Consider the following 11,774-nt stretch of genomic DNA (forward strand, 5'->3'; position numbering starts at 1 on the left):
GAGGGTGGCCCGTACCGCGTGAACCGTCCGTCGAGGACGGGGGAGCGGTGGACGTGCTGGAGATCACCCGTAGCGTCCGTCGGGCGGATCTCAAAGCGGTGGGCGAAGTCCGCAGGGCGTTACGGGAGTTGATGCGCCACCGATGTCGGGCCGACATCGCGGAGGTGGCCGAACTGTTGATCACCGAGCTCGTCACGAACGCCCTCGTCCACACCGACCAGGGTGCGGAGGTGTCCGCCATGCTCGCGGCCGACCGGTTGCGGGTGGAGGTCCGGGACCACGCCGCGCGCCGGCCCCGACCGTACGTACCGACCGTCGACGACGGTACGCACGGCCGGGGACTGATGCTGGTGCAGGCCCTCGCCGCCGCGTGGGGCGTGGATGCTGCCGCGCAGGCCGGCGGCAAGGTGGTCTGGTTCGAACTGGACGGTGCGTTCGGCGGGGCGTACGAAGGAGCGTGAGGCGCCCGAAGCGATGGAGGTCCCCGCCCGGCCGGGCGGGGACCTCCATCGCTTCGGGTAGGGCGCTCCGGGTCAGGGCCGGTCAGCCGAACTGCTGCTCAAGGTCCTTGAGTTTGCGCTCCAGCGAGTCGAGTCGGGGAATCGTCTGGGTGTCGTCCTCGGCGGTGAGGTCCACCGTCCGGGGGCCGGTCACCTCAGCGATCTCGGTTCCGGTCACGGCCTGGAGAGAGGGCCGGCGGCGCGGTGCGGGCAGTTGTCCCGTTTCCGCTATGGCCGGCTCCGCGCCGACCGGCGCGGAGCCCGACCCGGGGGCCAACCCCGGCACGTCGACCTGGCGGGCGCGGGCGCGCCCGAATGCTCGGTTCTGCCGGCCCAGGGCCTTGATGCGGGCCCGGTCCAGCCTGTTCTGGTCCCGCCGGCGGTGGCGGTCCTGCTCCCGCTCCCGCTTGTCCTCGCGCACCTCTTCCACGGCCTCGTCGAGGGTACGGACTCCCTCCAGCAGCATGAGCGACCAGGCGCCGAAGGTCTCCCGGGGCGCCCGGAGCCAGCGGACCATCCGGATCTGCGGCAACGGCCGCGGGATCAGGCCCTGTTCGCGCAGGGCCGCCCGGCGGGTCTGCTTGAGGGCGCGGTCGAAGAGGACGGCCGCCGACAGCGACATCCCGGCGAAGAACTGGGGGGCGCCGTCGTGGCCCATGCCGCGCGGTGCGTGCACCCAGTTGAACCAGGCGGCCGCGCCGGCGAACAGCCAGACCAGCATGCGGGAGCCGAGGGCCGCGTCACCGTGGCTCGCCTCGCGGACGGCGAGCACCGAGCAGAACATGGCGGCGCCGTCGAGGCCGAAGGGGACCAGGTACTCCCAGCCTCCGGTGAGGTTCAGGTTCTGCCGGCCGAAGCCGACCAGTCCGTGGAAGGAGAGCGCGGCGGCCACCGCGGCACAGCAGAAGAGAAGGACGTAGGAGGCGGTTCCGTAGACGGCTTCCTTGCGCCGCCGCCGTTCCTCGCTGCGCTCCCAGGTGTCCTCGGCCGCGGCCTTGTCGCCTTCCCTCTTGCTCCGGGCCAGTACCGCAACTGCCGCAAGTACGCCCAGGATCAGCAGGCTGCCGGGCAGCAGCCAGTCCAGCGATATGTCGGTCAGTCTCATGCGGATGTCCCTTGCCTCTGCCTCGCGTATGCGGCCTTCCGGGTGCCATGGTTACGCAGGAGATCGCCTCGGCATGCAGGTTTCGGGGCAAGTGGACGCCATCGAGGGGCGTGGCCCGCCGGATAGGGCGTTGTGGCTCGAACTGCCGTACGTGCGGACCTAGTTGTGTTCGATTACGGTCAGCCGTACGAGTGGGTTGAGAGGTCAGGCGGCAGCCGTGAGGCGGGCGATGCGGTCCGCGTCGCAGGTTCGGGGCCAGGTGGCGCAGGTGTCCTCGGGGCGGACCGTGTGGAAGAGGCAACAGCTGGCCCGGTTCCGGGTGAGCAGCGGCTCGCCACCCGGCCCGCGGAGCGTCCGGAACCCGGCCCCTCCCGGAGGCCCCGACCAGTGACGGCCGGCGGAGTGCGGGGCCGCCCCGCGGGGCAGCAGCGACTCCGGTTCGGTCGTGGCTCGGCGCGCCCCGGGCGGGCGTGCGTACGCGTCCGCCACCGGGGAGCAGGCCGGGGCGGGGCGTTGATGGAGTCGTCGGGCATGGTGGAACCACCGATTCGCGCAGCCACGAGCAATGAAGGTAAGCCTTACCTTGCTCGACCTTGAATGTGCCGTGCCCCCACCTGCCGGACCGATTCGCCTATCCTCGGGACCGGCCAGGTCGAGACCCACAGGAGGACCGAGTGCACGGAGCGGCCCACGTCAGGGTGTCGGCGCTGATCCCGACGCAGAAGGTGCTGCGCCATTCGGTGCGCGGGCAGGTCCTCGACGCGCTGCGCGCCGCGCTCGTCGACGGGGACCTGGTACCCGGCCAGATCTACTCCGGCCCGGCGCTGGGAGAGCGCTTCGGTGTCTCCGCGACGCCGGTGCGCGAGGCGATGCAGCAGCTGGCGCTGGAAGGCGCGGTGGAATGCCTCCCGAACCGGGGCTTCCGGGTGCTGTCGCGTACGCCGCGGGCCCAGGCGGAGCTGGCGGAGGTCCGCGCGCTGCTGGAGGTCCCGGTCATGTTGCGGCTGGCCCGCACGGTCCCGGCGGAGGCCTGGTCGGCGCTGCGCCCGGCGGCGGCAGCCACGGCCGAGGCCGCCGCGGCCGGTGACCTCCCGGGCTATGCGGACGCGGACCGGGCCTTCCACCGAGAAGTCCTCGCCCTGGGCGGCAACGACCAACTGGTCCAGGTGGCGGAGGACCTCCATCGCAGGGCCCAGTGGCCGCTCCCCGGAGCCCCGCGGATCCGCCGCGCTGATCTCGTCGCGGATGCGGCGGAACACTCGGCCCTGCTGGAGGCCCTCATCGCGGGTGACCTTGCGGTGGTCGAATCCCTGGTGCGCGAACACTTCGCCGGCGCCTGACCGCGCCGCGGCGGCGTGCCGCGGCGGCGGGCGCAAGCACGGTCGGCCGGCCGCTTCAGGTGGCCGGAGCCGGGTGGAGCTGGTCCGCGAGCCAGGTGGGGATGCCGCCCAGGAGCTGGAACAGGCGGCGGGCCTCCGCCCGGAGGCGGGCGGCCTCCGGTTCCGGCTCGGCCTCGGCCAGGGCGGCCAGCGCCGGCGCCGTACCGATCAGGAAGCCGAGCTCCTCCCGGATGCGCAGGGATTCGGCGAAGCCGTGCCGGGCCTCCGCCACCTCGCCGTCCCGCAGGGCCAGCGCAGCGAGGTGGCGCCAGGTGAAGGACAGCAGCAACGTGTCCCCGTGGGCCACCGCGCCCGCATGGGCCCGCCGGTACGCCGGGCGGGCGGACTGCGGCGCGTCGGCCAGGTGCTCGGCGATCAAGCCCCGGCGGAAGTCCAGCAGCGGACGGGTGCGCGACCCCGGCGACAGCAGCGCCGCCGCCCGGCCGAGCGCCGAACGGGCCTCGTCCGCACGGTCGCGGACCCCGAGCAAGGTCGCCGCGTACGCCAGTTGCCCCCGCTCGCAGGCCGCCGCGCCCCGTTCGTCGTCGTCCCGGGCCACCGCCTCCGCGATCCGTAGCGCGTCCTCCGCCTCCGCCCAGCCCTGGCCGGTGAAAAGGCACCGTTCGACCAGCAGCGCGGTCCGCTGCACGGCCGCACCGGCGTCGTGCACGTGCGGCGTCAGCAGCGCCGCCGCATCGGTCCAACAGCCGCGCGAGCGCAGCCGCCATATCGCCCGCTGGAGGGGGTCGTCTCCCCCGGTAGATCCGGCACCGGACATGGCGGTGTCCGCCACATTGCCCTCCCCAAAGCAACCAAGCAGCACGTCTTCGAGCCCTGGGGCGAAATGAGAGCACGGATCGACGGCTCCGGCCAAGGGGTCGGGTGAACTCTTTCACAAAGTCCGGACGTCGTGTCAGGCTTTCGCCACAGCCCCCTGGCCGAATCCGCTCAGCTCATCCGCAGTGCCAGGAAGAAGTCGAGCTTGTCCTCCAGCCGGGAGAGGTCACGCGACGTCAACTGCTCGATTCGCCCGACCCGGTAGCGCAACGTGTTGACGTGCAGGTGCAGCCGCGACGCACAGCGCGTCCAGGAGCCGTCGCAGTCCAGGAACGCTTCGAGGGTCGGGATGAGCTCCGCGCGATGGCGGCGGTCGTAGTCGCGCAGCGGGTCCAGCAGCCGGGCCGTGAAGGCGCGGCGCACGTCGTCCGGGACGAACGGCAGCAGCAGCACGTGCGAGGCCAGCTCGTGGTGGCCCGCCGCGCAGACCCGGCCGGGGCGTGCCGCGGCGACCCGGCGGGCGTGCCGGGCCTCCTCCAGCGCCCCGCGCAGTCCCTCGGCGGAGTGCACGGCCGCGCTGACGCCGAGCGTGAGCCGGCCGTCGTCGGCCAGGCCCGCCTGCAGGGGGTCCCGTACGGTGGCGAGCAGCTCGTCGGCGTGCAGGGCGCCCTCCGGGCCCTTGTCCTCCCCGGACTCCCCGGCGAGGGCCGGCAGCGGCACCAGCGCGATGGCCTCGTCACCCACGTGGGCCACCGCGATCCGGTCGGAGGGCTCGGGCCCCGAGACCGACGGGTCGACCAGGATCTCCTCCAGCAGCGACTGGGCCACCGGGCCGCCGGGCACGTCCCCGCCCTCCCAGTCCACCCGCGCCACGACGACCTGCCAGTGCGGGGCCGTGGCCAGCCCGGGCAGCAGTACCGGGGCGGCCACGCGCAGGCGGGCGGCGATCTCGGCGGGTGCGGCGCCCGTCTGGACCAGCTCCAGCACCTCCTGGGCGAGCCGCCGGCGCACCGTACGGGCCGCGTCGCGCCGTTCCCGTTCGACCGCGATCAGCTGGGTCACGCCCTGGAGCAGGTCGAGCCGCTCCGCGGGCCAGTCGCCCGCGTCCGCCTCGACGGCCAGCAGCCAGTCCGAGAGCACGCTCTCGCGCACGTCACGGGCGCCCTGACCGCTCGGGCCCCGGCCCGCTCCCCTGATCGGGAACAGGGAGTAGGTAATACCCTGGACGGAGATCCGGTGCGGGCCCCTGCGCCCGGTGCGGACCGCCGCCAGGTGCTCGCCGGCCAGCGCCGCACAGACGCCCGGAGCCAGGGGTTCTCCTGCCCCGGCGATCTGCCGGCCCGTGGGAGACAGCACCCAGGCGTGCAGATCGAGGTCGGTGGTGAGCAGATCGAGCACCACATCGGGTCCACCCCCCGCGGGACCCGAGGTCATCAGGCGGCGGTGGCGGTCCACGACGGCCGCCAGATCGCCCGCACGCTCCCCGGAGACCTGTCGCACCACGTACTCGGTGATCGTGGCGAATGCAACGTCTTCGTTCACGGCGAACAGGGGCAGTCGGTTGCGCCGACAGGCTGAAACGAGATCGTCGGGGATGTTTCCCAGCTCCGCCTCGCCGGCCGCCAGGCCCGCGACGCCCGCGCTCGCCAGGATTCGTACGAACGGCTCGGAGTCGGCCGAATTTCTTCGCCACGCCAGGCCGGTGAGGACGAGTTCGCCCCCGGTGAGGTATCGGCTGGGATCCCTCAGGTCGGTCGTCATGACGCCGCGGACCGTCCGGTCGAGTTCGTCCTCGCCGCCCAGCAGCCGCAGCCCCAGCGCCTCGGTTTCCAGCAGTGCGCGCAGCCGCATGGTGTCGCCGCCGATCTGTCTCGAATGTTGCCGTTGGAAATCGGGCAGGTCGTTGCATCCTGCCTTTCATACGAATCTACAAGACGAGGGAGGCCGCCAGCCAACTCCTTCATGGTTTCGGTGACTGCACCACGGGGACGCGCTGCTTGTGTACTGACCCCACACCGCATTAACACCACGTGAACGACCAGTCGAGGGCCTTTAGGCCTCCTGGCTTGAAGCGAACGACCCAATGAAGAAGAAGAGAGCCGCTCATGGACTTCCTTCGCCCCGCCAGCTGGGAGGAGGCGCTCGCCGCTAAGGCAGAGCACCCCACAGCTGTGCCGATCGCGGGTGGCACCGATGTGATGGTCGAGATCAACTTCGACCACCGTCGGCCGGAGTACCTCCTGGACCTGAACCGCATCGGCCTGCTGCGGGAGTGGGAGGTCGGCGAGGACGTGGTCCGGCTGGGCGCCTCCGTCCCGTACACGCAGATCATGGAGAACCTCCGCACGGAGCTTCCCGGTCTCGCGCTCGCCTCGCACACGGTCGCGTCCCCCCAGATCCGCAACCGCGGCGGCGTCGGAGGGAACCTCGGTTGCGCCTCGCCGGCCGGCGACTCCCACCCCGCGCTGCTCGCGGCGGGCGCCGAGGTCGAGGTGGAGTCCGTACGCGGCTCCCGCCTGATCCCGATCGACGCGTTCTACACCGGCGTCAAGCGCAACGCGCTCGCCGCCGACGAGCTCATCAAGAACGTCCACATCAAGAAGGCGGACGGCCCCCAGCAGTACTCCAAGGTCGGCTCCCGCAACGCGATGGTCATCGCCGTGTGCGCGTTCGGTCTGGCACTGCACCCCGAGACCCGCACGGTCCGCACGGGCATCGGTTCGGCAGCGCCGACCCCGATCCGCGCGAAGGCCGCCGAGGAGTTCTTGAACGCCGCCCTCGAAGAGGGCGGCTTCTGGGAGTCCGGAAAGGTCATCACCCCGTCGATCGCCAAGCAGTTCGGTGACCTCGCGTCCGGCGCGGCCAACCCGATCGACGACGTCCGCGGCACGGCGAAGTACCGCCGCCACGCGGTCGGCATCATGGCTCGCCGCCAGCTCGTCTGGACCTGGGAGCAGTACCGCGGTACCGGCAACGGCCGCTCGCTTGAAGGGGCTGCGTAACCATGCGCGTCAATTTCACCGTCAACGGCCGTCAGCAGGAAGCGGATGACGTCTGGGAGGGCGAGTCCCTCCTCTACGTCCTGCGCGAGCGGCTGGGCCTGCCGGGTTCGAAGAACGCCTGCGAGCAGGGCGAGTGCGGTTCCTGCACCGTCCGTCTCGACGGCGTGCCGGTCTGTTCCTGCCTCGTCGCCGCCGGCCAGGTCGAGGGCCGCGACGTCGTGACCGTCGAGGGCCTTGCGGACTTCGCCAAGCAGCGCGAGGAGCACGGCCACGGCGGTGCCTGCGGCACCGGCACCGGCAGTGGCTGCGGCGGCAGGGCCGGCGTCTCCCTGGACGAGGCCAAGCAGTGGCAGGCGCACGGGTCCGCCGGCGGGCCCGGCCCGCGGGCCGGCGACTCGCAGACCGGCGAGGGCGCCCCGCTCTCCACCGTCCAGCAGGCGTTCATCGACGCCGGCGCCGTGCAGTGCGGCTTCTGCACCCCGGGTCTGCTCGTGCAGGCCGATGCGCTGCTGGAGACCAACAGCTCCCCGTCCGACCAGGACATCCGCGAGGCCCTGTCCGGCAACCTCTGCCGCTGCACGGGCTACGAGAAGATCCTCGACGCGGTCCGCCTGGCGGCCGCCCGTCAGGGAGAGGCGGTCTGACCATGGCTCAGAACACCCGCACGGTTCCGGCCGGTACGCCGACGAACGTCACCCAGAAGCACAACAAGGGCGGCATCGGAGAGTCGACGCTCCGCCCGGACGGCACCCTCAAGGTCACCGGTGAGTTCGCGTACTCCTCGGACATGTGGCACGAGGACATGCTGTGGGGCCAGACCCTGCGCAGCACCGTCGCCCACGCCGAGATCGCCTCGATCGACATCTCCGAGGCCCTCGCGATGCCGGGCGTCTACTCCGTCCTCACGTACGCGGACCTGCCGGCCGAGATGAAGAACTACGGCCTGGAGATCCAGGACACCCCGGTCCTCGCCCACGGTCGGGTGCGCCACCACGGAGAGCCGGTCGCCCTCGTGGCCGCCGACCACCCGGAGACGGCCCGTCGTGCAGCCGCCAAGATCAAGATCGACTACCGTGAGCTGCCGCTCGTCACGGACGAGGCCTCCGCCCTGGCCGCCGGCGCGCCGCTGATCCACGAGGGCCGCGACGACCACCACGCCCGTCACGTCCCGCACCCGAACATCGTGCACCGCCAGCCGATCGTCCGCGGCAACGTGGCGGAGGCCCGCAAGCGCGCCGACGTGATCGTCGAGGGCGAGTACACCTTCGGCATGCAGGACCAGGCCTTCCTCGGCCCGGAGTCCGGCCTGGCCGTACCCGCCGAGGACGGCGGTGTCGACCTCTACGTCGCCACCCAGTGGCTGCACTCGGACCTCCGGCAGATCGCCCCGGTCCTCGGTCTCCCCGAGGAGAAGGTCCGCATGACGCTCTCGGGCGTCGGCGGTGCCTTCGGCGGCCGCGAGGACATCTCCATGCAGATCCACGCCTGCCTGCTGGCCCTGGCCACGAACAAGCCGGTCAAGATGGTCTACAACCGGTTCGAGTCCTTCTTCGGCCACGTGCACCGTCACCCGGCGAAGCTCTTCTACGAACACGGCGCCACCAAGGACGGCAAGATCACGCACATGAAGTGCAGGATCGTGCTCGACGGCGGTGCCTACGCCTCGGCCTCCCCGGCCGTCGTCGGCAACGCCTCCTCCCTCAGCGTCGGCCCGTACGTCATCGACGACGTCGACATCGAGGCGATCGCGCTCTACACGAACAACCCGCCCTGTGGCGCGATGCGCGGCTTCGGAGCCGTCCAGGCCTGCTTCGCGTACGAGGCCCAGATGGACAAGCTCGCGGCGAAGCTGGGCATGGACCCGGTCGAGTTCCGCCAGCTCAACGCCATGGAGATGGGCACGATCATGCCCACCGGCCAGGTCGTGGACTCTCCGGCGCCCGTCGCGGAGCTGCTGCGCCGGGTCAAGGCCCGCCCGCTGCCGCCGGAGCGCCAGTGGGAGACGGCCGGCGAGGGCGCGGACATCCGCGCGCTGCCCGGCGGCCTCTCCAACACCACCCACGGCGAGGGCGTCGTCCGTGGCGTCGGCTATGCGGTCGGCATCAAGAACGTCGGCTTCTCCGAGGGCTTCGACGACTACTCCACCGCCCGGGTGCGCCTGGAGGTCATCAACGGCGAGCCCGTCGCGATGGTCCACACGGCGATGGCGGAGGTCGGCCAGGGCGGCGTCACCGTCCACGCGCAGATCGCCCGTACCGAGCTGGGCGTCACGCAGGTGACCATCCACCCGGCCGACACGCAGGTCGGTTCCGCCGGTTCCACGTCCGCCTCGCGGCAGACGTACGTGACCGGTGGCGCCGTGAAGAACACCTGTGAGGCCGTGCGCGAGGCCGTCCTGGAGATCGGCCGCCGCAAGAACGGCTCGTACCACCCGGCGTGGGCGACCGCGGAGCTGCTCCTCGAAGGCGGCAAGGTCGTCACCGACGGCGGCGAGGTCCTCGCGGACATCGCGGACGTCCTGGAGGGCGAGGACGCGATCGACCTCGAACTCGAATTCCGCCACCGCCCGACCGTCCCCTTCGACCTGAAGACCGGCCAGGGCAACGGCCACGTTCAGTACACCTTCGCCGCGCACCGCGCGGTGGTCGAGGTGGACACCGAGCTCGGCCTCGTCAAGGTCGTCGAGCTCGCGACCGCCCAGGACGTCGGCAAGGCCCTGAACATGCTTTCCGTCGTCGGCCAGATCCAGGGCGGCACCACCCAGGGCCTCGGCGTGGCGATCATGGAAGAGATCATCGTGGACCCGAAGACCGCGAAGGTGCGCAACCCCTCCTTCACGGACTACCTGATCCCGACCATCCTCGACACCCCGACCATTCCGGTCGACGTCCTGGAGCTCGCCGACCCGAACGCGCCGTACGGCCTGCGCGGTATGGGCGAGGCCCCCACCCTGTCGTCCACCCCTGCCGTCCTCGCGGCGATCCGGCAGGCGACCGGTCTGGAGCTCAACAAGACGCCGATCCGTCCGGAAGCCCTCACCGGCACCCTCTAGGACTGCGCCCTCCGGGGGCCGCAGGGCCCCCGGACCCCAGACTCTCCGGGCGGTGCGACACGGGAACGTCACCCTTCCCGTCGCACCGCCCGGAGCAAGAAGTCCGGCGTACGGGAATCCGCACCGCTCGCGGTCCGTTCCGCCGGCCGTACCCCCCAGGAAGACCCGGTGGCCCCGGCACCCCGGAGCCGCCATCCGTACCGCAGAACCCCCGCAGTACCCGCAGTACACGCAGTGCACCTTCGCGTCGCCTCGGGCCGTCACCCCGGGTCGTGCAGCCGAACGGCATTTCCCAAATCCCGCGTCTCCAGTCTTCATGCGGGTGCCCCTTTGAACCTTGGGAGTTAGGCACCATGACCCAGTCGTCTGTGGAGCCCAGGACCACCGCGGAAGAGGCCGGCGACGGCTCTCGCAACCCCGCCGGGCGTTCTTGGCTCGACCGGTACTTTCACATCACCCATAGAGGGTCGAGCGTCGGCAATGAAATTCGTGGCGGGGTCACGACCTTCATGGCCATGGCGTACATCCTCCTGCTCAACCCGCTGATCCTCTCCGGCAAGGACGTCGCCGGAGACACCATGAGCCAGACGGCCCTGATCACGGCCACCGCCTTCGCCGCGGCCCTGACCACGCTCCTCATGGGCTTCGTGGGCAAGGTCCCGCTCGCCCTGGCCGCCGGACTCTCCGTCTCCGGCGTGCTCTCCTCGCAGGTCGCCCCGCAGATGACCTGGCCGCAGGCCATGGGCATGTGCGTGATGTACGGCGTCGTGATCTGTCTCCTGGTCGTCACCGGCCTCCGCGAGATGATCATGAATGCGATCCCGCTCGCGCTCAAGCACGCGATCACCATGGGCATCGGCATGTTCGTCGCCCTGATCGGTCTCGTGAAGGCCGGCTTCGTCGGCAAGGGCTCCGAGTTCGGTCCCCCGGTCCAGCTCGGTTCGGTCGGCGAGCTCGCCGGCTGGCCCGTCCTGATCTTCTGCGTCACCCTGCTCGCCATCTTCGTGCTGCAGGCCCGCAAGGTTCCCGGCGCGATCCTGATCGGCATCGTCGGCGGCACCGTCCTCGCGGCGATACTCAACGCCGTGGCCGACATCGACCCGAAGGCCTGGAAGAACGGTGCGCCGGAGCTCGCCGGCCCCGCGGTCTCGATGCCCGACTTCTCGCTCTTCGGCAAGGTCGAGTTCGGGGGCTGGGGCGACGTCGGCGTCATGACGGTCGGCATGATCGTCTTCACCCTCGTCCTCGCCGGCTTCTTCGACGCGATGGCCACCATCATCGGTGTCGGCACCGAGGCCAAGCTCGCCGACGACAAGGGCCGCATGCCGGGCCTGTCCACGGCCCTGTTCATCGACGGTGCCGGTGGCGCCATCGGTGGCCTGACGGGCGGCTCCGGCCAGACCGTGTTCGTCGAGTCCGCCACCGGCGTCGGTGAGGGAGCCCGTACCGGCCTCGCCTCCGTCGTGACCGGCCTCTTCTTCGCGCTGTGCCTCTTCTTCACCCCGATCACGCAGATCGTCCCGGGTGAGGTCGCCTCCGCGGCCCTGGTGGTCATCGGCGCGATGATGATGCAGAACGCCCGCCACGTGGACTGGTCCGACAGCGCGACCGCCATCCCGGTCTTCCTGACCGTGGCGATCATGCCCTTCACGTACTCGATCACGCCGGGCGTCGCCGCCGGTGTCGTCTCCTACGTGGCCATCAAGGTCGCGCAGGGCAAGGCCCGCGAGATCGGCGCCTTCATGTGGGTCCTGACCGGTGTCTTCCTGGTCTTCTTCGCCCTCCACCCGATCGAGGCGTGGCTCGGCGTGAAGTAGGCGGCCGGCAGGTGACCGTACCTGACCCACGACGCCTGACGCACGGCGCCTGACGCACGGCGCCTGACGCACGGCGCCTGACGCACGGCGCCTGACGCACGGCGCCTGACGCACGGCGCCTGACGCACGGCGCCTGACGCAC

9 protein-coding genes and 1 pseudogene are annotated in these 11,774 nt (G+C 71.3%); 6 read left to right on the top strand and 4 right to left on the bottom strand.

The window, feature by feature from the left end:
- Nucleotides 1–53 precede the first annotated feature (53 nt).
- A complete protein-coding gene (locus ABZZ20_RS07155) occupies nucleotides 54–461 on the top strand; it encodes an ATP-binding protein (protein WP_356867644.1) in 408 nt (135 codons plus the stop codon).
- An 82-nt stretch (nucleotides 462–543) separates the two neighbouring features.
- Here the strand turns inward: ABZZ20_RS07155 and ABZZ20_RS07160 are convergent, their stop codons facing one another.
- Together ABZZ20_RS07160 and ABZZ20_RS07165 are read right to left on the bottom strand one after the other, a co-directional pair.
- The gene (locus ABZZ20_RS07160; RefSeq protein WP_356867646.1) at nucleotides 544–1,605 is read right to left on the bottom strand and encodes a DUF2637 domain-containing protein; all 1,062 of its coding nucleotides are present in this window, start codon (nucleotides 1,603–1,605) and stop codon (nucleotides 544–546) included.
- A 204-nt stretch (nucleotides 1,606–1,809) separates the two neighbouring features.
- A pseudogene (locus ABZZ20_RS07165) lies at nucleotides 1,810–1,977 on the bottom strand ((2Fe-2S)-binding protein); the annotation flags it as partial.
- A 302-nt stretch (nucleotides 1,978–2,279) separates the two neighbouring features.
- On the opposite strand from ABZZ20_RS07165, the gene ABZZ20_RS07170 reads away from it, so the two are divergent.
- A complete protein-coding gene (locus ABZZ20_RS07170; protein ID WP_356867648.1) occupies nucleotides 2,280–2,945 on the top strand; it encodes a GntR family transcriptional regulator in 666 nt (221 codons plus the stop codon).
- Between the two features lie 55 nt (nucleotides 2,946–3,000).
- Here the strand turns inward: ABZZ20_RS07170 and ABZZ20_RS07175 are convergent, their stop codons facing one another.
- Complete coding sequence (locus ABZZ20_RS07175; RefSeq protein ID WP_356867650.1) at nucleotides 3,001–3,777, bottom strand: hypothetical protein; 777 nt, start codon at nucleotides 3,775–3,777, stop codon at nucleotides 3,001–3,003.
- A gap of 155 nt (nucleotides 3,778–3,932) precedes the next feature.
- On the bottom strand, nucleotides 3,933–5,612 hold the full coding sequence (locus ABZZ20_RS07180; protein ID WP_356867652.1) for a PucR family transcriptional regulator ligand-binding domain-containing protein: 1,680 nt from the start codon (nucleotides 5,610–5,612) through the stop codon (nucleotides 3,933–3,935).
- Nucleotides 5,613–5,866: 254 nt separating this feature from the next.
- On the opposite strand from ABZZ20_RS07180, the gene ABZZ20_RS07185 reads away from it, so the two are divergent.
- The 4 genes from ABZZ20_RS07185 to ABZZ20_RS07200 all read left to right on the top strand — a co-directional run bounded on the left by ABZZ20_RS07185 (nucleotide 5,867) and on the right by ABZZ20_RS07200 (nucleotide 11,632).
- Complete coding sequence (locus tag ABZZ20_RS07185; RefSeq protein ID WP_356867654.1) at nucleotides 5,867–6,763, top strand: xanthine dehydrogenase family protein subunit M; 897 nt, start codon at nucleotides 5,867–5,869, stop codon at nucleotides 6,761–6,763.
- A gap of 2 nt (nucleotides 6,764–6,765) precedes the next feature.
- Nucleotides 6,766–7,407: a (2Fe-2S)-binding protein gene (locus ABZZ20_RS07190; protein WP_356867656.1), complete on the top strand. Its 642-nt coding sequence runs from the start codon at nucleotides 6,766–6,768 to the stop codon at nucleotides 7,405–7,407.
- A 2-nt stretch (nucleotides 7,408–7,409) separates the two neighbouring features.
- On the top strand, nucleotides 7,410–9,815 hold the full coding sequence (locus ABZZ20_RS07195; RefSeq protein ID WP_356867658.1) for a molybdopterin cofactor-binding domain-containing protein: 2,406 nt from the start codon (nucleotides 7,410–7,412) through the stop codon (nucleotides 9,813–9,815).
- A 353-nt stretch (nucleotides 9,816–10,168) separates the two neighbouring features.
- Complete coding sequence (locus tag ABZZ20_RS07200) at nucleotides 10,169–11,632, top strand: NCS2 family permease (protein WP_356867660.1); 1,464 nt, start codon at nucleotides 10,169–10,171, stop codon at nucleotides 11,630–11,632.
- Nucleotides 11,633–11,774 lie beyond the last annotated feature (142 nt).

The sequence above is a fragment of the Streptomyces sp. NPDC006430 genome, assembly GCF_040612395.1.
Classification (GTDB): domain Bacteria; phylum Actinomycetota; class Actinomycetes; order Streptomycetales; family Streptomycetaceae; genus Streptomyces.